The sequence below is a fragment of the Ruegeria sp. BC6 genome (genome assembly GCF_056539185.1).
Genome location: NZ_JBQFUM010000002.1, coordinates 1 through 22,147, shown reverse-complemented (window position 1 = coordinate 22,147; position 22,147 = coordinate 1). Strand labels below are relative to the sequence as shown.

Annotated in this window: 17 protein-coding genes and 1 tRNA gene; 7 read left to right on the top strand and 11 right to left on the bottom strand. The window is 61.5% G+C overall.

The genetic code is table 11. The features are described 5' to 3' along the window. Positions 1–2 precede the first annotated feature (2 nt). The 5 genes from ACR0MM_RS07565 (at position 3) to speB (ending at position 6,456) form a co-directional block, all read left to right on the top strand. Entirely contained in the window at positions 3–1,091 is a 1,089-nt protein-coding gene (locus tag ACR0MM_RS07565) for a DUF1513 domain-containing protein (protein WP_480695380.1), read from the top strand. 99 nt (positions 1,092–1,190) lie between these two features. Then, on the top strand, positions 1,191–3,080 hold the full coding sequence (gene speA / locus ACR0MM_RS07560) for a biosynthetic arginine decarboxylase (protein WP_480695378.1): 1,890 nt from the start codon (positions 1,191–1,193) through the stop codon (positions 3,078–3,080). A 23-nt stretch (positions 3,081–3,103) separates the two neighbouring features. Further along, positions 3,104–4,315, top strand: coding sequence for a saccharopine dehydrogenase family protein (locus ACR0MM_RS07555; protein ID WP_480695376.1), 1,212 nt, complete (start codon positions 3,104–3,106; stop codon positions 4,313–4,315). Positions 4,316–4,447: 132 nt separating this feature from the next. Beyond that, complete coding sequence (gene nspC, locus ACR0MM_RS07550) at positions 4,448–5,617, top strand: carboxynorspermidine decarboxylase (protein WP_480695374.1); 1,170 nt, start codon at positions 4,448–4,450, stop codon at positions 5,615–5,617. Continuing rightward, positions 5,614–6,456: an agmatinase gene (speB, locus tag ACR0MM_RS07545; protein WP_480695372.1), complete on the top strand. Its 843-nt coding sequence runs from the start codon at positions 5,614–5,616 to the stop codon at positions 6,454–6,456. The genes nspC and speB overlap by 4 nt, the downstream gene beginning before the upstream one ends. Here speB and ACR0MM_RS07540 read toward each other — a convergent pair. Then, positions 6,453–7,043 carry an HD domain-containing protein gene (locus ACR0MM_RS07540; RefSeq protein ID WP_170595776.1) on the bottom strand — a complete coding sequence of 197 codons (591 nt, stop codon included), beginning with the start codon at positions 7,041–7,043 and terminating at the stop codon, positions 6,453–6,455. The genes speB and ACR0MM_RS07540 overlap by 4 nt on opposite strands. A gap of 98 nt (positions 7,044–7,141) precedes the next feature. Here ACR0MM_RS07540 and ACR0MM_RS07535 point away from each other — a divergent pair, with 98 nt between their 5' ends. Then, the gene (locus ACR0MM_RS07535; RefSeq protein WP_170595774.1) at positions 7,142–7,984 is read left to right on the top strand and encodes a LysR family transcriptional regulator; all 843 of its coding nucleotides are present in this window, start codon (positions 7,142–7,144) and stop codon (positions 7,982–7,984) included. 2 nt (positions 7,985–7,986) lie between these two features. On the opposite strand, the gene lptF is transcribed toward ACR0MM_RS07535, so the two are convergent. From lptF to ACR0MM_RS07495, 8 genes are all read right to left on the bottom strand, one after another. Further along, positions 7,987–9,126 (bottom strand): LPS export ABC transporter permease LptF, encoded by a 1,140-nt coding sequence (lptF, locus tag ACR0MM_RS07530; protein ID WP_170390743.1) that lies wholly within the window; start codon positions 9,124–9,126, stop codon positions 7,987–7,989. Positions 9,127–9,177: 51 nt separating this feature from the next. After that, positions 9,178–10,617 carry a flavin-dependent monooxygenase QhpG gene (qhpG, locus tag ACR0MM_RS07525; RefSeq protein WP_480695370.1) on the bottom strand — a complete coding sequence of 480 codons (1,440 nt, stop codon included), beginning with the start codon at positions 10,615–10,617 and terminating at the stop codon, positions 9,178–9,180. 11 nt (positions 10,618–10,628) lie between these two features. Continuing rightward, entirely contained in the window at positions 10,629–11,936 is a 1,308-nt protein-coding gene (locus ACR0MM_RS07520) for a radical SAM protein (RefSeq protein WP_480695368.1), read from the bottom strand. Further along, positions 11,933–13,690 carry a ferritin-like domain-containing protein gene (locus tag ACR0MM_RS07515; protein ID WP_480695366.1) on the bottom strand — a complete coding sequence of 586 codons (1,758 nt, stop codon included), beginning with the start codon at positions 13,688–13,690 and terminating at the stop codon, positions 11,933–11,935. The genes ACR0MM_RS07520 and ACR0MM_RS07515 overlap by 4 nt, the downstream gene beginning before the upstream one ends. Next, positions 13,683–15,383 (bottom strand): hypothetical protein, encoded by a 1,701-nt coding sequence (locus ACR0MM_RS07510; RefSeq protein ID WP_480695364.1) that lies wholly within the window; start codon positions 15,381–15,383, stop codon positions 13,683–13,685. The genes ACR0MM_RS07515 and ACR0MM_RS07510 overlap by 8 nt, the downstream gene beginning before the upstream one ends. Before the next feature lie 44 nt (positions 15,384–15,427). After that, positions 15,428–16,987, bottom strand: coding sequence for an FAD-binding oxidoreductase (locus ACR0MM_RS07505; protein WP_480695362.1), 1,560 nt, complete (start codon positions 16,985–16,987; stop codon positions 15,428–15,430). Positions 16,988–17,110: 123 nt separating this feature from the next. Beyond that, a complete protein-coding gene (locus ACR0MM_RS07500) occupies positions 17,111–20,425 on the bottom strand; it encodes an adenylate/guanylate cyclase domain-containing protein (protein ID WP_480695360.1) in 3,315 nt (1,104 codons plus the stop codon). A 204-nt stretch (positions 20,426–20,629) separates the two neighbouring features. Beyond that, positions 20,630–20,705: transfer RNA gene (locus tag ACR0MM_RS07495), tRNA-Trp, on the bottom strand. A gap of 144 nt (positions 20,706–20,849) precedes the next feature. Here ACR0MM_RS07495 and ACR0MM_RS07490 point away from each other — a divergent pair. Next, complete coding sequence (locus tag ACR0MM_RS07490; protein ID WP_480695358.1) at positions 20,850–21,554, top strand: lysophospholipid acyltransferase family protein; 705 nt, start codon at positions 20,850–20,852, stop codon at positions 21,552–21,554. Here ACR0MM_RS07490 and ACR0MM_RS07485 read toward each other — a convergent pair whose 3' ends face one another. Then, positions 21,555–21,818, bottom strand: a complete 264-nt coding sequence (locus ACR0MM_RS07485) for a hypothetical protein (RefSeq protein ID WP_170405350.1) — start codon at positions 21,816–21,818, stop codon at positions 21,555–21,557. Between the two features lie 177 nt (positions 21,819–21,995). Next, on the bottom strand, positions 21,996–22,147 hold a 152-nt coding region (locus ACR0MM_RS07480), incomplete at its 5' end, for an EF-Tu C-terminal domain-related protein (protein WP_480696004.1).

Sequence of the window (22,147 nt, the reverse complement as noted above, 5' to 3'; positions counted from 1 at the left end):
CCATGACCAGCCGCCGAGGATTCCTGGCCGGTTTGGCAGCGGCCACTCTTGCCCCCCTGCCGGGCTGGACTGCGGTCGGTTCGCCCGATTTCCTGTCGGCTGCGCTGTTCGACGATGGGTCGTACCGCCTGGTCGGGTTGACCAGTTCGGGGGATGTGCGGTTCTCGGTCCCCCTGCCCGGCCGCGGGCATGCCGCCGCCGCCCATCCCCATCTGGCGCGGGCCGTTGCATTTGCGCGCCGTCCGGGGCGGTTTGCGCTGCTGATCGATTGCGCGACCGGGGACCAGCTTGCCCGGCTCGAGGCGCCAGACGGGCGTCACTTCTACGGCCACGGCGCGTTTTCGCCCGACGGCTACCGTTTGTTCACCACCGAAAACGACTATGAGGCAGGCACCGGTGTCATCGGCGTCTGGGACGCTGCCAAGGGCTATGCCCGGATGGGCGAGTTTTCTTCGGCGGGGGTCGGCCCCCATGACGTGGTGCTGATGCCCGACGGCGAGTCTCTGGCCATTGCCAACGGCGGCATCGAAACCCATCCGGATACCGGGCGCAGCAAGCTGAACCTGCCTACCATGCGCCCGAACCTGACCTATGTCAGCCTTGACGGATCGGTTCTGGAGCAGGTCGAACTGCCTGCGGCGCTGCACAAGAATTCGATCCGGCATCTGGCCGTTCGCGCGGATGGCCTGCTGGCCTTTGCGATGCAGTGGCAAGGCGACCTGTCCCACAAGCCGGCCCTGTTGGGGCTGCATCGGCGGGGTGACGGCTACCACCTGCTGTCCGCGCCGGATGACATTCAGGCGACGCTGGCCGGCTATGCAGGCAGTGTCGCCTTTTCCGCCGAGGGGCGGCAGGTCGCCCTCACCTGCCCGCGTGGCAACGCGCTGCACGTCTTTGATGCCGAGGCAGCCCGTTTTGAACGCGCCCATTCGCTCAGCGACGTGTGCGGGTTGGGCCCCGGGCCATCCGGCTTTGTCTTTACCACCGGGCATGGCGATGTGGGGCATCTGGTTGGGTCAAACCAGGCGGTATCGCCCCATCCTCGGGTCCGTTGGGACAACCATCTGGTTCCCATTCGCCCTGCGATCTGAATTGGGCTAACCTCCGATACAGATTACACTTGGAAGAATCGAACGGCTGCCGTATTGGCGGGCGAAATTTCCACGCCTGCAACGCAAGGACTGACTTGATTGAAACAAACGCCCGTCGCACCGCATTCCATCTACGGGGTTGAAAAATGGGGCAAGGGTCTCATCGAGGTGACGGAGGACGGCGAGATCAGTCTGCGCAATCCCATGGCACCCGATGCGGCGGCCATCAGCCTGCCCGGCATTTTGCACGACCTTGATCAGCGCGGAATCAAGGCACCGATGATTCTGCGCATCAGTTCGTATCTGGAACGCGAGATCGCGCATATCAACGAAAGCTTCCGCGATGCGATTGCGCGTACCGGCTACAGGGGGTCCTATCGCGGCGTTTTCCCGATCAAGGTGAACCAGCAGGCGCAGGTCGTCGACCGGATCGTCGAATTCGGCAAGCAATACAATTACGGGCTCGAGGCCGGTTCGAAACCCGAACTGGTGATCGCCCTGGCGCACCGTCTGGCCCCCGAGGCGCTGATCGTGTGCAACGGCGTCAAGGACGCGGAGTTCATCGAGCTGGCCATCCTCAGCCGCAAGATCGGGTTTAACACGGTCATCGTTCTGGAAAGCCCGAAAGAGGCCGACACGGTCATCAAGGTCTACGAACGGCTGGGCATCGAACCGCTGCTGGGCGTGCGGGTAAAACTGACCAACCAGATCAGCGGCAAATGGCAGGAAAGCTCGGGGGATCGGTCGACCTTTGGCATGAACACCGATCAGCTGGTTGCGGTCGTCGATAAGCTGCGCGATGCCGGCCTGCTGCATTGTCTGAAGCTGCAGCATTCGCATCTGGGCAGCCAGGTGCCCGACGTGAACGACGTGCGCCGCGCCGTGGGCGAGGCCTGCCGTTATTACACCGAACTGACCCGCGAGGGCGTGCCGCTGACGCACCTGGATCTGGGCGGCGGCATGGGCGTCGATTACACGGGCGAGAAGAAGGCGACCGAGAACTCGATCAACTACACGGTCGATGAATACTGCGCCAATGTGGTGGAGACCGTAGCCTATGCCATGGACGAGGCCGAGGTGAACCACCCCACGCTGGTGACCGAAAGCGGCCGCGCAGTGGTGGCGACCTCGTCGATGCTGGTGTTCAACGTGCTTGAAAGCACGCTCTATGACGCACCCAACGGCCCCGAGGTGGAACCCGACGACCACCACATGGTGTCCGATCTGGCGGCGGTGAACGGTTATCTCAGCCACGACCGGCTGCAGGAATGCTGGAACGACGCCACCTTCTATCGCAACGAACTTCGCGCCCTGTTCCGCCGCGGCTATGTCGACCTGCGCCAGATGGCCCGGGCCGAGCGCATCTACCTGTCGCTGATGGCGCGGATCAAGGCGCTGGCGGCCTCGGACGAGGTCGAAACCGATGTGGACGATCAGTTGGAAAAGCTGGCCGATATCTATCACTGCAACTTTTCGCTGTTCCAGTCGCTGCCGGATGTCTGGGCGATCGACCAGCTGCACCCGATCGTGCCGCTGCAGATGCTGGACCAGGCCCCCGACCGCCGCGCGGTGCTGTCCGACATCACCTGCGACAGCGACGGCAAGATCGACCGCTTCATCCTGGCCGACGGCGTCTCGCCCAGCCTGCCGGTGCATTCCCTGCCCGAAGACCGCGACTATTACATGGGCGTGTTCTTCGTCGGCGCCTATCAGGAAACCCTAGGCGACCTGCACAACCTGTTCGGTGACACCAACGTGGTCACCATAGACCTGCGCGCCGATGGCGGGTTCGACCTGCTGCATGAGCAAGAGGGCGACACGATCAGCGAAGTCCTGTCCTATGTCGAGTTCGACCCCAGCGATTGCATCGCGGCCTTCCGCAAGATGGTGGACGAGGCGATCTCGACCGGTACGCTCAAGGCGAATGAACGCAAAACCCTGATGACTGCCTATCGCGACAGCATCAACGGCTATACCTACTACGAATGACCCCGGCGAAAGGAGAATTTCCTATGGGCAAGACACTGGTTGTTGGCGCGGGTGGCGTCAGCCACGCCGCCGTGCACAAGATGGCGATGAATTCCGACATCTTCACCGAGATCACGCTGGCCAGCCGCACCAAGGCGAAATGCGATGCCATCGCCAAATCGGTCAAGGAGCGCACCGGCGTCGACATCAAGACTGCCGAGCTTGACGCCTACAACGTCGCCGACACCGTCAAGCTGATCAAGGACACCGGGGCCGAGCTTTTGGTGAACCTTGCCTTGCCCTATCAGGACCTTGTGCTGATGGATGCCTGCCTCGAGGCCGGGTGCCACTATCTCGACACCGCCAACTACGAGCCCGAGGACGAAGCCAAGTTCGAATATCACTGGCAATGGGCCTATCAGGACAAGTTCAAGCAGGCCGGCCTGACCGCGATCCTCGGCTCGGGCTTCGATCCCGGCGTGACCAGCGTCTTTGCCAAGTGGCTCAAGAAACACAAGCTGGACTCGATCCGCCAGATCGACGTGCTGGACGCCAATGGCGGCCAGAACGATCAGGAATTCGCCACCAACTTCAACCCCGAGATCAACCTGCGCGAAGTGCTGGCCGACGCCCGCCACTGGGAAGGCGGCGAGTGGAAAGTGACGCCGGCCATGACCCACAAGGTCGAGTTCGACTTCCCCGGCATCGGCCCGAAGAACATGTACCTGATGTATCACGAGGAGCTGGAGTCGCTCTCGACCCACTTCCCCGAGATCGAGCGTGCCCGCTTCTGGATGACCTTCGGCGATGCCTACATCACCCATGCCAAGGTGCTGCAGAATGTCGGCATGACCCGCATCGACCCGGTGGTGCACAACGGGGTCGAGATCATCCCGATCCAGTTCCTGAAGACCCTGCTGCCCGATCCCGGCGATCTGGGTGCCGAAACCAAAGGCAAGGCCTGCATCGGCGACATCGCCACCGGCCAGGCCAAGGACGGCTCGGGCGAGAAAACGTACTACATCTACAACATCTGCGACCACGAGGAATGCTACCGCGAGGTCGGCAGCCAGGCCGTCAGCTACACCACCGGCGTCCCCGCCATGATCGGCGCGGCTCAGGTACTGAAGGGCAACTGGCGCGAGCCGGGCGTGTGGAACATGGAACAGCTGGACCCGGATGACTTCATGGACATGCTCAACAAGCACGGCCTGCCCTGGCAGGTCCACGAACTCGACGGCCCGGTCGAGTTCTGAACCCTCGGGGCGGTCCGCGCGACCGCCCTACTTCATCTGGCCCAAAATATCCGGGGGGGGGGGCGCCATTGGTCCGAGCGACAATGGAGACGGGCGGCGCCCCCGGCCTCTAGAGTTCAGGAGACGCTGGTTATGTCCGACATGATGACCACACAAGCCGGCGACGCCGGAGCCTTCCGCACCTTCGACCTCAATCGCGTTCCTACGCCTTGCTTCGTCGTCGACGAAAAGGCGGTCGAGCGAAACCTAGCGGTTCTGGCCGATATCGGAGAGCGGTCCGGCGCGCATATCCTGTCGGCGCTCAAGGCATTCTCGATGTTCGCGCTGGCCCCGCTGGTGCGCCAGTACTTGGGCGGCACCTGCGCCAGCGGCATCTACGAGGCCCGGCTGGGCCGCGAGGAATATGGCGGCGAGGTCGCAACCTTCTGCGCGGGCTACAAGGATTCCGACATTGACGAAATCTTGGCGCTTTCGGATCACATCATCTTCAACAGTCCGGCGCAGAAAGACCGCTTTCTGGCCGAGGCACAAGCCGCGGGGCGGCAGGTCGGGCTGCGCATCAACCCCGAACACTCCGAAGGCGAGGTTGCGAAATACGACCCCTGCGCCCCGTGCTCGCGCCTCGGCACCCCGGTCAGCCAGTTGGACGCCAAGGCGCTGGAGGGCGTGGATGGCCTGCACATGCACACGCTCTGCGAACAGGGGTTCGAGCCGCTGGCGCGCACATGGGCGGCGATCGAACCGAAGCTCGCGCCATTCCTGAACAGCCTGAAATGGCTGAATTTCGGCGGCGGCCACCACATCACCCGCAACGACTATGACCGCGACGGGCTGGTGGAGTTTGTCAAACACATCCGCGCCAAATACGGCGTCGAGGTCTATCTGGAACCCGGCGAAGCCGTGGCACTGGACGCGGGCATCCTGGTGGGTGAAATCCTCGACCTGCCGCACAACGGCATGGATCTGGCAATCACCGACATCTCGGCCACCTGCCACATGCCCGACGTGATCGAGGCCCCCTACCGCCCCGCCCTGATGGACGAAGCCGAAACCGGCCACACCTATCGCCTGGGCGGCCCCTCGTGCCTGGCGGGAGACGTGATCGGCGACTACATTTGGGCCGAGCCGCTGCGGATCGGGCAGCGCTTCGCCTTTCTCGATCAGGCGCATTACTCGATGGTCAAGACCAACACGTTCAACGGCGTGCCCCTGCCCACCATCGCCCTGTGGAACAGCGAAACCGATGATCTGAAGATCATCAAGCAATTCGGCTACGACGACTTCAAAAAGAGGCTATCATGAGCATTTTCCTCGACAGCGAACTGACCGAGGCCGAACGCAGCGAAGACGCCCGGTTCCGTGTCATCCCGGTGCCGTTGGAACGGACGGTCTCCTACGGTTCGGGTACTGCAGGCGGCCCCGCCGCGATCATCGCAGCCAGCAATGAACTCGAACGCATCACTGGCCATTCGGAACCCTGTGTCGATGGCATCTTCACCGAACCTTCGCTGGATTGCTCCGGCCCGCTGCCGGACGTCATGGAGCGCCTGGCCCAGCGCACCGAGGCCGCGATCCGCGCCGGCAAGGTACCGGTCACGCTGGGCGGTGAACACTCGCTCAGCTATGGAGCGGTGATGGGCGTGGCGCGCGCCTTGGGTCAGCCTCTCGGCATCGTGCAAATCGACGCCCATGCCGACCTGCGCAACGCCTATCAGGGCGAGAAACACAGCCACGCCTCGGTCATGCATCTTCTGGCCGAGGAAGGCGTCCGTCTGGCGCAATTCGGCGTACGCGCCTTCTCGACCGAGGAAGCCAAAAGCCGTCTGAGGAACCGTGTCTTCCATGTGGATGCCGAAGAACTGGTGACCGGCAACATCCATGCCGTCGACCTGCCCGAGGACTTTCCCGAACTGGTCTATGTCAGCTTTGACGTCGACGGGCTGGACCCGTCATTGATGCCCGCAACCGGCACGCCGGTTCCGGGCGGGCTGGGATACTATCAGGCGCTGCATCTGGTCGAACACGCTTTGAAAGGCCGCCGATGCGTGGGCTTCGACGTGGTCGAACTGGCCCCAGACGGCAACGCGGCGTGGGATTTCACCACGGCACAGATCGTTTATCGCCTGATGGCCTCCTGCTAGGCGTCCACGGTTTCGTTCAGCTCCATATGCCCGTCGCCCTTGTTCAACACGCGGCGCAGCATGGGCTCGAAGAACTCCAGCGGCCTGGTCGGATAGTCCGGGTCGAACGCCTTTTGATCGTATTCGTGGCAGAAATAGCGGCAGTCCTCCCAATAGGGGCTGTCGCGGTATTTCTCCCGCGCGTTGCGGTCTCCACCCAGATGGTGGTTGTAGTAATAGCCCTGGAACACGCAGTGATGCTTCAGGATCCAATGGGTCCGTTCGCTGACATAGGGCTTCATCATCGCCGCTGACAGCTCACCGTGGTTGTAAGGCGACAGGATGTCCCCGGTGTCATGGATCAGAGCAGCCACGACCAGTTCCTCATCCGCGCCATCCTCGTAGGCCCGCGTCGCGGCCTGCAGGCTGTGCTGATACCGGTTGACCGGATAGGGTGTCCATTCCTCGTCCAAGGACCGGATCGCGTCCAGAATCCGGTCGGGCAAAGCCGCGTTGTACGCCTCTTCATATTCCATGACGGCGTCCCAATCGGCCTTGGTGGCCTCTTCGAAACTGGTCCAGGTGGGTTTGTGGCTTTTGTCCAGCATGGCGGGTCCTTTGTCTGCGGGTCACAGCCAGACTAGTCGCGACCAACCAATAGAAAAAATGAATTGATTTTATCACAGTGATCAAAAAATAGTGCCACATGCAGATGCGTGAGCTCGAAACGTTTTTGTGCGTGGCGGAAACCGGTGGTTTTCATGCTGCGGCACGGCGGATGAATGTGACACAGACGGCTGTCAGTGCACGGATTCGCCAGCTTGAGGCCGCCACGGGCAAAACGCTGTTTTCACGTGGTGCCGGCGGTACCAGCCTCACCGACTTCGGGGCACAGTTCAAACCCTATGCCGAACAGATGCTGTCGCTTTGGTCCTTCGCCTCGCAGGACCTGCCGGCCCAAAGTCAGGGTCGTGTGGCCCTTCGCTTGGGCGCTCAGCTCAGTATCTGGGACCCGCTTCTGGTCGATCTGGCCGTCCGGTTCGAGCAGAGGTTTGGCAAACTTCTGTTGACGCTCAACTATGACCACACGCTGAACATGGCCGAGGCCGTTGCTTCGCACGTTCTGGACGTGGCTTTGACACATGAGAGGCCATCGCGGTCCGGGATTTCGTGCCAGGAATTGCCGCCCGAGCACTTGATCCTTGTCGAGACGCCCCATCTGGCTGAGTCCGGTACCGATCCTGTTTTCATCAATCTCGAACTTGGTGAAGGCTATCAGGAGCATGTACGCGGTCTTGCCCGGCTGTCTGCTGGGCAAACCGTGTTTCTGGGCAATTGCATGATGGCACTGCGCTATATCCTGCAACGCGGCGGGCGCGGTTTTTTCCCGCACAGCGTTGTAGCCCCGCACCTTGAGAATGGCGCGCTGCGCATGGTCGAGGAAGCCGCACCGCTAATTCTACCGGTCCACTTGGTCTCGCGCGCAGAGGACGACCACCAAAAACTGTTGGGTGAATTACACCAGTGCCTGTCAGAGCTGCGGGACTGACCTCAGGCCGGGGATGGCGCGGGTGCGGCAGTTCTCACCCGCCGGCGGATGATCGGTCTTCCGGCGAAAGCCAGGAATACGGCCGATATTGCGAACCCGACAACGGCTGGACCATAGAGCAGCGGCCATAGCTTCGCATCCTTGATCACCACCGGAGATACGAACCCACGCACGCCTTCCAACAAGACAAGAATCGTGAATGCCGCGAATATCTGAGGCCAAAGGCCGAACCGGGAAAAACTGCCCAGCATCAGAGTCGAATACCCCACCAGCGCCACGGTGATGCAGATCGCGATCCAGGAAAACCGCTGGTGCAGCTCTTCCACCAATTCCCCCAACGGGTAGCCGTCTGCCACGGCGACAGCGTCAAGATCGCCCAACAACTCGATCGTCGGAATCGCCTCAAGACTGCGGCGTCCATTGTCAGTGTTTCGGGACAGCTCCGAAATGTCGTATGATGCATCGTCGAAAAGGGTCGACGACAGGGTCTTGCCTTCTTTGTTCAACCGCAGTGCAACCCCATCCACCATGACCAGATGAACGCCGGATCCGTTGTTCACCAGATAGGCGGACGTGCTGGAGTATGTGGCGGGGTTTTCCTGATCGCGACGGTCGGACACGAACACCTCGTGCAATGTGCCATCCAGATCAATCCGACCGATATAGACGGTCACGCCCCGAGCCGGGTGCATGAACTCCCCCTCGTTGAGCAACTGCGCGGTGATGTCACCTGCCACCTCGGCCTGGCGCAATTCCAGCTGTTCTACGGATGCGGGCCGCAGAATGACGCTGACGATCGCCATCATCAGCCCCGCCACCAGACCAAACAGCAACACCGCCCGGCCCAGCCGCCATGGGCTGGACCCGGTGGCCAGCATCACGGTCAGCTCGCTTTCCCGGCTCAGCCGGTTGGTGGCATAGACTGCGGCGGCAAAGACCGCCATCGGCATGACCGTTCGGACAAGTGTTGGCAGGGTCAGCGCCGTGAACTCCAGAAACACCATAGCTGACTGGCCGCCGCTGATGACGTGTTCGAACAGGCTGACCGAGCGGGTGATCCAGAACACGCCCACCAGAACAAGCGTGAAGAAGCCGAAAAGAACCAATAGCTGCCGCAGGAAATACCCATCAAAGCGCGACATGTGACCTCTTTCGGCTGTTTTATCCTGGCGGGACATTAGGCCATTCGCCAGTCAAGGGGAACCGCGATTGCGCCCCGGTTCACCGGCCGGCACAAGGATTTTGGTGTGCCACAGCCACCGCAGGACCTTAACCGCCGAGGTGGGTCCGATGCGGCTCGACCATCGCTGCAGAATATCGGGCACAGAGAGTGGGTCGCGCAGATCGGATATCAACGGCGCCAGCTCGGCCCCCGCCAGCGAGTGGACCGGGCGCGGCAAATTGGGGTGGGTCAGAATCTCTGACCACACAACATATGCGTCGCCTTGCACACCGCCCTGTACCAGCTTCGCCTCCGGCGACAGGCGAAGCACCTCACCCTTGGACAACTCGGCGTTCTGCAGGTCCGCAGGCGGGCGGCGAAGCCAGTCCGGCGGCTGCGCGCGCTGGCTCCAGAACGGCCCAGAGGAGACCTCGTGGTGACGTGCATAGAATGCCGCCGCCAATTCGGCGTGGGTTTCGACGCGTTCGCGCTGTCGTTCCGAATAGAATCCCAGCGCGATGTTGGTGTCGCTGGGCCGGGTCAGAATCGTGTTCGCAACCACTGCCGCCTGCATGGCCTGCGCCATAGCCAGTTGCACCCCTTGCGATGACAGCGCATCGACCGAGAAACTCGCTTCGCCCACACGCAGCAGATCATTGGCGGGCGGGGTCAATTCACATTGGCTGCTGGCATCACACCGGCGCACCGGGCCCATCCGCGCCTGCTCCAGACAACCGGCCAGAAGAGTCGATCGTGCCAGAAGGTTCAGATACAGATCACGCCGGGCTGCCGGCAACAAACCAGTGCAATCCGACGGGTCGACAAAAACGCAAGCGTTGACCGTACCGTCCGGCTGTGCTGCGCCCCAATACCAATGGGCATCACCAGCCTCCACGCGGGCCTGCGTGCCAAAACCCGGTGGGGCTTGCCAATAGGCATAGAGCGCCGTCAATGGCGCTGAGGCCGGGCGGAACCTCCGACCCAGTCCCGCATGCTTGCCTGCCGCATCCACCAAAAGGTCGGGGCGCAGCCGGCCTTTTCCCTGCGCAGTCAGGATCGGAACCTCCCAACCGGCGCCAGTGCGCCGTGGTCGATAGGCGCGTGCGGGTTGCAACACACGAACACCCGACTGGCGTGCAGCGTCCAGCAGGATGGCATCGAACCGGCTGCGATCCACCAGAAGGCCCGGATCGTCAACTGGCTCACCCCGCCTTTCAAACGCCCCGCCCCACATAAGGACGGAACCCGACGATTGCAGGAATCCCGCAGCTTTCATAGCATCGCCCACACCCAGAAACCGCAGAATGGGCCAGATGGAGGCAGGCAGTGACTCTCCGATGTGTTGGCGTGGGAAGATGGCGCGTTCCAGCAGACAGACTCGTCGCCCCAGCTGTGCCAGCCGCATCGCCGTCACGGCTCCGGCCGGACCACCGCCGATCACGCATATCTCGGCTTCAATCTCGGCCGCCATCCGCTGCGCCCTCAGGCCGAAAGGCGGGCAGCGTCGCCGAAGAAATCCGGGCGGGCAGCCGACAGCCGGACATAGGCCTGCAGGCAATAATCCAGCCAACCGCGGATATAATCACACGCCGGGCGGCCACGATGAATGACCTCGTGATGGCAACCGCCACCGCACATGTACCGTGCCCAACAGATGTTGCACGGCGATTGGTTGTGCACGTGGCGCTCGGCCAGCCAGGCTTCTCGCCGCGCATCCGGGCCGTCATGGACGTTGCCCATCGCGGCCAAGTCATCCTCGACGAAGCGGTGGCAGGCGAACAGATCGCCATCCGCCGAAACCCCGAAATATCCGCCACCGGCTCCGCAAGCGTAGGGCCGGTGCGTGCCACGGTGGATCTCGTGCATTGCGGCGGCCATGTTCGAGAAGGGAAAGCGGCGGCCCTGCAGCACTGCGTCTTCGAAAACGCGTCCGCAGCGGATCATCTGCGAAAGCATTTCGGCCATGTCCTTGCTGCTCATTTCTTCGCGCCCGGTTGGCGAAGCCAGCATGGGTGAGAACCCGACCGAGTGGAAACCCAAGCCTATGAAATGGCTCAGGGTCTCAGGCAGCTCGATGTTGCGCGGTGTCACAGTGACTCGAGCGCCCACCTGCATGCGGTGCTGTTTGTCCAGCAACGGCAGCACCTTGCGCAGAATGGTGTCGTAGCTGCCGCGCCCACCCTGGTTGGGGCGCAACCGGTCATGTGCCTTGCCAACGCCATCCAGACTGATGGTGACGGCAAAGGCGTGGTCTTCGAAAAACTCAGCGTCTTCCGGGCGCAGCAACGTGCCATTCGTCGTGATCGAAAATCCCACATCCACTTTGTTGCGTTGCGCGTGTTCAGCAGCATAAACCGTCGTTTTTCGGATCAGGTTGCGATTGATCAACGGCTCGCCTCCCAGGAAGGCAAGATTGATCCGGGTGCCGGGTTCCGAGTCCATGATCAGCCGATCGACCGAGGCTTTCGCGACCTCCCATTCCATACTGCGGGCAGGACCACCAAAGCTGCCCTGCGAGGCATAGCAATAGGTGCACGCCAAGTTGCATTTCTGCGCGACCGCCAGCGACAAAGACCTGACCGGCATGCGGCGCGGCGGCGCGTCGTCAATGAACGGCACACCATCAAGACCCATCTGCGTCAGGAACTCTCGCTGACTTTCGGCGGCCATACGGGCGAAGTGATCCGCCGTTCCTTCGGCCACATCGAACACGCGCGAGCCATCTACGGCGAGCATGTGCTCGCCCAATGTCGTTTCGAAAAAATGCACCTCGGCAGATGGGTCGGTCATGTCTCGACCTCGGGCCAGAACGGGATACCGATACCCTTTTCCGCCAAGGCTTCACCGGCGACCCGGAAGCTTTTCATCGTGTCGCGCACCTGCTGGATATACTTCTGCGCTTCGGTAAATCGGTTCTGAGCCTCGTTTTGATAGGCCTGTTCGAGCCCATCGGTGATGCGGCGGAACAGATCCAGTGCCTCTTTCGCCTGCGTTTCCGAGCCCACTTGGATCGGGCGCAGATAGGCAGGTGTGCCGCGGCCCGTTTGGTATTTGGCCAGAACGTCCTTCATCTGGCGGAACCGCAGAAAATGCTCGTCGCCGTCGGTGTCGATCCGCACGGCCAAAGCATACAGACGCCGATCGGTGAACGCCTTGTGTTCCAGTGTCGCCACGCACTGGGCATAAGCACGGTCGATGAACCCGTCGGGGCGTTCGATCTCGATGAAGTCGTCGATGGCCTCAGGCGTCAAAGGGCGCAACGACCGTGGGATGATCCGCTTGGGTCCGATGGGCAGGGCAAGCGTGGGCGTCAGCACCGGTTCGTAATCCTTGCCCTGCAACGACCACAGCAACTGGTTTGCCCAGCGCATGTGGGTCATCTCGCCGATCGCAACTTCAAGCAGGGCGCGCCGCGCAAAGATCAGATCATCCTTCAGCGTTGGCCAGCGCTCGGAACCGACGGTTTCGGGATCGGCCAGCGAAAAATAGGCATAGAGGTATTGCAGGCTGAGCGTCATCTCCATCGGCGCCAGACGGGTCTGCAGGTCTTTGACCATCGCCGCTACGCTTTCATACGGTTCGACACCGGGCAGGTCCGTGTCGGCCTCGTAGACTTCGCCGGTCTCGCGTCCCTCGACGACGATCGGCAGGTCGCTCCACATCTGGTTGACCTCGTAATGGTCAATCTGGAACGGGCGGTTCTGTTCGACGGTATTCAACGCCGCCACATTGCCCGAGGGCGATTTGTCCGAGCGCAGCCAATCCAGATAGGTTTCGGCCACGACCGGATCGTCGGGCGCACCAGTCGGCAGGCGGGTGTCATGCGGTACTTCGGCAGTGACCACATCCGGGTGGTTTGATGGCCAGTAGTGGCAGCCGCAATCCCGAAAGTCATGCGACCAGGGATTGCACAGGCTTTGGGTCAGCTCTCCGGGGTCGTAGGCCGTATCGAACACGCCGGCTTCGGTGCGGTACTGCCGGCGGTATCCATGCAGGACGACCGGCGGTGCGTCGACGACACCGTCGTGATTGCGCCGCTCCAGTGCGATGGTCACCGGATGGTCGTCGCCGCATTCAAGGCTGCGGATGAACCGCCAGACCAGCATGCCGTCGTAGGGTTTGCCCTTGTCGTCGCGGAACGAGATACGTCGACCGCCTTGTTCGACCCAGGCCAGAAACCACCGGCCGCTGGACAGCTCGGCGCCGATTTCGCCACGATAGGCGTCCAGCAAATCCTGCACCCAAGGTGTCGAACTGTCATCGGGCAACATCGGGTCATAGAAATAGTCGACATAGACCAGATGAAACCCTTGCGCGTTTTCGGGTGCTTCCGGAACCGGGTTCAGCGGGACACGTACGGCATTGAAAACCAATCCCGGAAAGAACCGGCGATCAAGGTCGCGTACGTCCATTTCCAGCCCCGGGAAACAATTTCCGACCGACCCGTCCAGCCGGGTGTTGTCAGGGTTTCCGGGCACCTTGTAGGCCGCACGGGCCGTCAGGTTGCGGGGTTTGATGCGGATCGGCGCTGGTTTGTCAGACATCCCGAGGCTCTCCTACCGGTTCGGTTTCGGGCGCGGGCGGGTGCGCCTCGAGGTAATCGATGAAAGACATCACCAGATGGTACTGCCGCCGTGACAACGAGAGCGGAAAATAGTTTGAATCCCGCATGTAGGGCGGCATGCGGGCGTCGTGCATCATGTCGCGCACGATCCGCGGGTCGCGGAAGGCGGGATCGGGTGTCTGGTCAGGGTTCGGGTCCTCTTCGAACTGGGCCAAAACGCCAAAGGGCGGGCGCATCAATCGCCGCACGAAATCAGGCCTGCGGCGCAGAAAGTCCAAAAGGTTTTCCTCATCGATCAACTGCTCGTGCACAAACTTGGTGGCGACCGTATAGGGCAGCTGTTCATTCGGGACCGAGTTCGAGAAAACCGACACCGGCTGTGGGCGGATCAACTCGTCGATCTTGTCGGGCGGCACCGCGTCCTTTTCCGTCATCGATGCCGCATCGGTGGACGGCAGGCCCGGTGTAGGTGCGATATTGGTCTGCGCCTGAAGAGAGGCATTGTCCTTGAGGCCCTGTGCCCGGATGTCATCCAGATTGATCAGGCTGTTGGTCTCGAACGCCCTTCGGAAGATGTCGACCACTTCGGTTTTTGCATCAACGTAGTTTTCGGCGGTGACCGAGATCAACGACATGTCGCGATCCGCCAGATCGTCTTCGAGGCTGTAGAAAGGCCGGCAATCCGGTGCGAAATCCGGCGGTCCGGTGAAGATGCGCGCCCGGGCGACCAAACGCTGACCGCGAACAGCCAGCGTGGCCTCGATCGTTCCATCACACGTGTCGTCAACCACCCCCCAGGACTGATCGTTGCCGACCCGTGCACCATCATAACTGTCATGCGGTTCGGGATCGTCAGACAACCCCGACATCATGATCCACTTCGACCACGGCGTGTCCGGGTTCAGGATGCGGTTCTGGGCCGGCACGATCTCATGAATCCGGCCATATTCCGATTTGGGCGGGTCATTCTTGTATCCCGGAACAGCAAGGGTTGCGGGACCGAAGGCGGCATCGGGCGGGCCGTATACCTCGCCCTTGGGCGGAGTGAACCGCAAACGCAGAAGACTGCGGTCCACCATCTCGCCGGGCACCGGCTCGTCCGTCCCGTGGACCGGGCGGACAACCCGCACCGAGCCCAGCGGGATCGGGTTGTGTTCATAGACCAGCGGCTGCTGTTCCGACGTGTGCGGACTGAAGGCCAGCAAAGGTTTGGGAGCAAAATCCTCGGCCGCGATCTCGACCCGGGCGCGAAACCCGCAGGCTGCATCGCCGGTGCGGCGGGCGGCTTTCTGATTGCCTACAGCGACCGTGTAGCGGATGTTCTTCAGCGACAGCCCCTGCCCTTCAAGAAGGTTCAGAGTCACAGGAGTTTCATAGGCCTCGCCGGTTTCAGCATCGAACATGCGCGCCCACAGTTCAAAGAACGGCGCGACCGGACGCAGAGCGCCGGTGCCTTCATCCCGAAATCGGATCTTCCGCGGGTCCGGCAGGTAGGCCGAGACACTCCCATCCTCGTTTTTCCGCAAAGTCACGTTCGAGCGTATGACCGTCTTGTTGTTGCCATGCGCGTCCAGATCCTGCTGCCATTCGTAGCTTTCCAGCGGAGTCTCGCCCGGACCAAGCCTGGCAACGGCCATCGGCGGCAGAAAGAAGATTTCCTGTATCGTGTCCATGCCGGGCCCTCTCCAGTTTGGCCATGCCGGTCCGCAACCCGTTTTCAGGGGTACGAATAGCTTTGATAGGTGATCGTCGGGTCCGAGAAGAACGGAGTCGACTTGTCCCGAATGATGTCCGGCGGCGCGTCGTCCGGAACCGGAGAAATACTCTGCTGGTAGTGAAAGAAGTTCTGGGGGTCGAATTTCTGCTTCACGAACAGAAGTGAGTTGAAGTTGTCGCCCCAATAGAGCCAACGATAGTTCAACTGAGTCCGCCGCGGATAATTCTGATAACAGCGGTCGATGAAGAACCCCTCGTCCGTCATCATCTGCATGAACCCATCCAGCCACGGGACCACGACGTCTTTCTCATCCTCGGACAACCAGAACACGTCAACGTAGAAATTCATCGACACGTCGCGGTGAATGAAAGCGTTTCCCTGTTTGCCAACCGGCATTCGGTTGATCGCCCCGCCATACGGCTCGATCGCCACGGCCCCGTAGGCGTTTGGCGTGCTGCCCAGATAACCGACGACCCTTTGCCATTCATCTTGCGACAACTGGCGGGCGATATACCCGCCCTGCTTGTCTTCGCGGGCTTGGTCCGGAACCACCGGGATGTCGTATTTCTCGTCATACAGCCAGGAATTGATCTGCTGGTAGGTCCCTGTCTTGCTGTTTTCCATGTGGCCGCCAATGGGTTCGTCCAGCAGTGGCTGAATGACCCGGCGCCCTTCGTCTTCGGGGCCGTGATATAGGGCCGAGACCAAGAGAACCTTCTGGTCTCCTTGATACGCAAGAAAGATGTAGGCCCCAAATTTGTCCGAGAGACCGTCTTTCATGTAGTTGGCCTGCAGAAACTCCAAAGCCTTGGCAGCCCTGTCCAGTGGCCATTTGATATGAACGCCCCAAACTTCGTACAGGTTGTGCAGCTTGAACCGGATTTCCAGAAGCACCCCGAAATTGTTACCGGTACCTCCCCGGATCGCCCAGAAAAGATCCGGGTTGGTCGTGTCATCCGCGATCACGATACTGCCATCCCACAGCATCACCGTCACGCCCAGGACATTGTCGCAGGCCATTCCGAACAGGCGCGACGTGAACCCGTATCCTCCGCCCATCATGAATCCGGCCACGCAGACATCCTGACACGCGCCACCCGGCACATGCAGGTGATAGGAATCCAGCACCGAGTTCAGGACCTTGAACGGGGTGCCGGGGCCGACATAGGCCATCGGGGTATCTGGATCGACCGTCACGTAACACATCCTGCTGGTATCCAGCACCATCGCATTGTTGACCGAGTACCCCGCCGTACTGTGCCGTCCCGATCGGCTGACCACCCACAGATCATGAGCCCGCGCGAAGGCCAGACTGGCCCGCACGTCCTGAATGGTTTCGCAATAGACAATGATTTCAGGGTAGTCCTGAAAGGCCGGGTTCCAAAGCTGACGATCGGTGTTGTAGTTCGGATCAGTCGGCAAAACGACCGATCCAACCAAGCCTTTTTCAAACTCCCGGATCTGTTCGGGTGTGATCGGATGATAGCGCTGCAGCGATAGGTCCGTTCGGCTGGAGGCGACGCGATCCTTGGCCAGAATGGTCTTGCTTATCTTGCGCATGATGGACGCTCCCTTGGCATAACATGCAGAACGCGCAGGGAAAAAACACTGCGCGCACGTATTACGGTCTTTCCATCAACCCATTTCTGCCCGTCCCAAGCTGGCAGAAAGCTTCCATACCGGTCAAGAGATCGTTTCAAGCAATGCCCGGGCTTCGAGCAATTCCGGGATCTCGGCCTTTGGATCGAAACGATCCAGAGCATCGGACAGCCATGGCCTCTGCCGCCCCCCGGTTTTGGATTCGCGGCGGGTCAGCGCCACGGCTGCGCGCAATTCGAACAGGCTGGCCCCGCATTTGCGCGCCTCGGACACCGCCTGTTTGAGCATCGGTTCGGGATCTTTCCGCTCATGATCGTCAAGCAACGAGCGGACCCTGAAAACCTCGGCATCGGCCCATCCTTCGTCGGTGTCTTTGCGCCAAAGTTCAGCCTGCGTCAGCGCCTGCTTAGCGGCCTTGAGCCCCCCGGCACGCACCAGAAGTTCCGCGATCAGCGACAGAAAGAAGCTTTTGTAGTTTCCGGCGCCACTGGACCACCAGTCATCCGACGCCTGCCGCAGGGCCGCGATGTGCTCGGCGTCCGGGGTCTGGTGCGCCCGTGCCCAACTGAGCCACATGCGGGCCGTGATCGACATGAAGGCCAACCTGTGCTCGCGAGAAATCTCCTCCAGCGGTGCGACGGTCGCGACCAGTGCGTCGATATCGCGGTGCAACAGATGGACCATGCACGTATAGGTCAGGACCTGGGCCACGCTGTGCGCGTGTTGCAATTCATTGGCCCACTCCAGAGCCTGCGCCTGAACCTTCCGCGCGCGGGCCGGCTCACCCATCAGGCTGTAACAGACCCCCAGGAAGCCGGCTGTGATGGCCGCATGGTCGGTGCCGTAGACATAGGCCAGCTTCCCATGTGTTTTGAAATCGTAAAGGGTCCAGGCCTGCTCAAGGTGCGCTCTGGCATCTGTCAGATTGCCGATGTGCAGTTGCACGGCGCCCATGGCGCGGTGCCCTACCATCCGATGCTCGGTCCGGCCGCTGACTTCGGCGAGGTCCAGGATCTGGTCCGCCACCTCACCGGCCAGGCGGTACTCGGCCCGCACAAGGTGAAACGCATAAAGCCCATTGAGAACCGGGAACAGGCGTTCCGTCTCGCGAGCCCGACGGCACAGCTCGCGCAGCCTGCCATAGGCCTCGCCTGTCGCTTCGCCTGCAATCCCGTCAGTCGAGCGCAAGACACCCGCCCGAAGCACTTGCAGATCAATCTCGCGCAAGTCGCGGTCGCGGCTTTTCGGCAGCTCTGACACAAGACCAAGCGCCTTGGACAAATGGGTCAGTGCTTCGGACAGAGCCGACCGCTCGATCGCTCTCTGACCGGCGTTTTGCCAATGGGTAACGGCCTCTTCGGGTCGGTTTGCCAGCGTATAGTGCTGGGCCAGAACTTCGGGCTGGGTCTGCGCAAGATAAGGTTGCTTGTCCAGCAATACACCCGCGGCCTGGTCGTGCAGGACCTGCCGCTCGGACCGCAGAAGGCTGTCATAGGCCATGTCCCGGATCAGAGCATGGCGAAACAGGTATTCGTCCTCGGCCCCGTCCGGCGGCCGTTGGATGATGCCCGCCATGGCCAATTGTTCCAGGCTGGCCTGCATCGACGCCGCCGGCAGCATGGAGACCGCCGCGACCAGAGCCACCGAAAAGCGTCGCCCGAACACGGCGCCGGTCTGCGCCACGTCCTTTGCCATACCCAGGCGGTCGAGGCGCTCCATCAGCGAATCCTTGAGCGTGCTGGGCACCGAGAGCGACGGAAGCGGACCGCGCAGGACATAGCCATCCTCGGTCAGCCGCAACTGGCCGGATTCCAGAAGGCCGCGCGTCACCTCCTGTACAAAGAGCGGGATCCCGTCGGTCTTGGCGGCAATCAGGTCGCAGACCGGTCCCGGCAAAGGTTTGCCCCCCGCAACATCCGTGACGATTTCCGCCACCTCGGCATTCGACAATCGGGTCAGGGGGATGTGCAACGTGTTGTGGTGGTGCCCCCAGCTGGGGTCGAATCCCTGCCGGGCCGTAACTACGATCAAAACCGGCAGGTCACGGATCCGCTCGATCACCCTGTCGGTCAGCGAAAGCGTGGTCGGGTCCACCCAATGCGCGTCTTCGAACAGCAACAGAACGGGTTTGCTTCGGGCCATCGACACCAATTGCCGCGTGACGGCTTCCAGCGTCTTTTCCAGCTTGACCTGCGGCGGCAGGTCCAAGGGTCCCAATGCATCATCGGCATCGATGCTCAACAGATCCGCAATCAGGCGCTGTTGTTCGGACGTCAGGTACCGCAGCAGCGGCAGAAGCTTGTCCAGCTTTTGGGCGTCCGTATCCGCCGGCGCGAACCCGGCGGAACGTTCCAGTTGCTGCACGATCGGATACAGAGCACTGCTTGAGTGCAGCGGCGAGCATTGAAAATTCAGACGCAGAATGTCCTGACCCTGCAACTCGTGCGCCAACCCTTCGATCAACCGCGACTTTCCGATCCCCGCCTCGCCTGAGATCAGAACGGATTGACCCGCCCCGTGACTGGCTTCGTTCCACTTGTCACACAGCTTGCGAAACTCGGAGCCGCGACCGATCAGACGGCCGGAACCCGCTTCGGGATTGATCTCGAACCGCCGTTCGATCCGCGCGGTACCCTCCACGGTCCAGGCCTGAATCTCGTCCGCAAACCCCTTGAGAACATGCCTGCCGGCATCCTTCAGCCGGAAAGCGCCCCCGATCAGGCGGCGCGTCGAGGGGCTGATGATCAGCGAATTTGGTTCGGCCAGACCCTGCAAACGGGCAGCCAGATTCGGCGTCCGCCCCATGACCACGTCGTTTTCCCGCAACCCGTCCCCATAGATGGTGCCGACCACCACAAGTCCCGTGGCGATTCCGATCCGCGCCTGCAACTCTTCCTTTCGGTCGATCGCGGGGAGTTCGTCCAAAATCTGCAACCCGGCCTCGATCGCGCGCGAGGCCGCATCCTCCTGCGCGTGCGGATAGCCGAAATAGATCATCGCACCATCCCCCATGAAACAGGCGATGTGACCACCGAATTTCGAAACGGCGGTTGTGCAAGTCTCTTTGAATCGCCGCACCAGCTCGCCCAGATCTTCCGGATCCAGGCGCTCGGACATTGCCGTCGAGCCGACGAGGTCAACGAACATGACCGTCAATTGCCGGCGTTCGGCCACGATTTTCCCCTGTCGGCGGGTGTGCACGGCGTCACCGGCCGTGTCCTGGGCAAAACGCGCGGTTGCGGCAAGCAGGCGACGTCTGGGACCCAGCGGCAGCCCGAGATCGATCAGATCATGCTCGGACAGATGAACGAGGTCGGACAAGGCCACTTCTGCCGCAGCGAAGGCGGGGGCGTATTTGGACAGCCCCAACTTCTCCAGAAAAGCGGCGATATCCGTCATTTCTCCCCCAACGGCCTGTCCAACGCCGGTTTGTTTTGGCTCGGTCCACCCCGCGCAGATCGCGCGTCGCAAACCGTGGCCCGTTCATTATCCAACTGACTGAACAGCCTTTTCGTTCTTTACCCGCACGTCAAGAGGTTTGGCGAACCAAACCGGCACAGCACGGTTGACCTTGGAGGCTGCATTGCTGAATTGCTTGGAGAATGGCAGGGGCAGCAGGGTTCGAACCCGCGACCTACGGTTTTGGAGACCGTCGCTCTACCAACTGAGCTATACCCCTGTGGTGCGCCATCAGATATGCCAGCGGCGCGACGGACTCAAGAGGCTTTTTCAGTTTCTCGGGCACATATGCAATCGACAAAGAAGTTGCGTGCGTCGTGCAGTTCTATAAGACAAGGTTCGGCCCACCGAGAGGAAATTACCCTTGAGCCTTCGCAAGAAGATTGCCGACAGCGAGACAACCCTGAACTGGGCCGCGCGCCGCATCGCCAGCTACATCAGGATGGTCCATCGCAACACCAAATGGCAACGGATCGGCTATGACGAACTGGACAAGCTCGCGGAACAGGGCGAGCCGGTCATCGTCGTGCTTTGGCACCAGCGGCTGGCCCAATCGCCCTATTTCTTTCCGCTGGACAAAGGGCGCATCTGCTCGATCACATCGGCCGCGCGCGCCGGCAGCATGGTGGGCCGGGTGCAGAAGCTCTTCGGCATGGACACCATCGCCATGTCCAGCCACAAGCGTCACGTGGCCCTGTCGCGTGAAGTGCTGGGCAAGATGAAACAGGGGATCTCGATCGGCATAGCTGCCGACGGTCCACGCGGCCCGGAACGGGTGTGCTCGACCGTCCCGCTGGTCTGGGCGCGCAGCTCGGGCAAACGCGTTTTTGGCATCACCTATTCGGCCCGCCATGGCCGTGAGGCGGGCACCTGGGACCGGCTGCTGCTGCCGCGCCCCTGGCGCAACGAAGGCGTCTTTCTGTGCCGCGAATGGACTGAGACCGTACCCCGCAAGGCCTCGGACGAACAGATCGAGCAACTGCGCCAAAGCCTCGAGAAGCACATGAATGACATCACCGCCGAGGCCGATTGTATGGTCGGTCGCGCCCCGTGGGAACCAAAGCTCTGATCAGCCCGCCTGCTTTCCGCCAAAGTCACGGCGAAGGGCACCGGTCTGTTTGCCCCCAAGCCTTCTGCGTTCCCGACAAAAATCGCTGACGGTGCAGTCGACTTCGTGATCATCATCGCTGAGAATGGCCTCGCGCATATCTTCAAGGTCCTTGTTGTGAAGGATTTGCGCCCCGTAATTCAGAAACTCAAAGCCAAACATCGCGTCCTCCTGCTGTTCGGGCATTCTGCCGAGCGTGCACAGGTCGCTGTCGGCGTTGCACATCAGGTAGACATTCAGCTTTTGAAGCAGATGGGCGGAAGGTTAAAGATTTCTCGAGCCGAGGGTCGGGGCACCATCAAATCGAAAACACTGGCAGACTTGGAACCGTCTGATCGGCTTCCCAACAAGAAAAAGGGCGCCCCAAGGGACGCCCTTTCCATCAGTATGCGCTGATGCGCCTTACTCGATGATTTTGGACACGACGCCTGCGCCGACGGTGCGGCCGCCTTCGCGGATGGCAAAGCGCAGACCGTTTTCCATGGCGATCGGGGCGATCAGCTCGACGCCGAACGACACGTTGTCGCCGGGCATGACCATCTCGGTGCCTTCGG

Bases quoted from the DNA above. Each gene is read 5' to 3' on its own strand.
- nspC (WP_480695374.1), top strand. From the start codon at position 4,448: ATGTCCGACATGATGACCACACAAGCCGGCGACGCCGGAGCCTTCCGC.
- ACR0MM_RS07500 (WP_480695360.1), bottom strand. From the start codon at position 20,425: ATGACGGATATCGCCGCTTTTCTGGAGAAGTTGGGGCTGTCCAAATAC.
- speB (WP_480695372.1), top strand. From the start codon at position 5,614: ATGAGCATTTTCCTCGACAGCGAACTGACCGAGGCCGAACGCAGCGAA.
- ACR0MM_RS07520 (WP_480695368.1), bottom strand. From the start codon at position 11,936: ATGACCGACCCATCTGCCGAGGTGCATTTTTTCGAAACGACATTGGGC.
- ACR0MM_RS07540 (WP_170595776.1), bottom strand. From the start codon at position 7,043: ATGCTGGACAAAAGCCACAAACCCACCTGGACCAGTTTCGAAGAGGCC.
- ACR0MM_RS07535 (WP_170595774.1), top strand. From the start codon at position 7,142: ATGCAGATGCGTGAGCTCGAAACGTTTTTGTGCGTGGCGGAAACCGGT.
- ACR0MM_RS07505 (WP_480695362.1), bottom strand. From the start codon at position 16,987: ATGCGCAAGATAAGCAAGACCATTCTGGCCAAGGATCGCGTCGCCTCC.
- ACR0MM_RS07565 (WP_480695380.1), top strand. From the start codon at position 3: ATGACCAGCCGCCGAGGATTCCTGGCCGGTTTGGCAGCGGCCACTCTT.
- ACR0MM_RS07510 (WP_480695364.1), bottom strand. From the start codon at position 15,383: ATGGACACGATACAGGAAATCTTCTTTCTGCCGCCGATGGCCGTTGCC.
- lptF (WP_170390743.1), bottom strand. From the start codon at position 9,126: ATGTCGCGCTTTGATGGGTATTTCCTGCGGCAGCTATTGGTTCTTTTC.
- ACR0MM_RS07485 (WP_170405350.1), bottom strand. From the start codon at position 21,818: ATGTGCAACGCCGACAGCGACCTGTGCACGCTCGGCAGAATGCCCGAA.
- ACR0MM_RS07515 (WP_480695366.1), bottom strand. From the start codon at position 13,690: ATGTCTGACAAACCAGCGCCGATCCGCATCAAACCCCGCAACCTGACG.
- ACR0MM_RS07555 (WP_480695376.1), top strand. From the start codon at position 3,104: ATGGGCAAGACACTGGTTGTTGGCGCGGGTGGCGTCAGCCACGCCGCC.
- qhpG (WP_480695370.1), bottom strand. From the start codon at position 10,617: ATGGCGGCCGAGATTGAAGCCGAGATATGCGTGATCGGCGGTGGTCCG.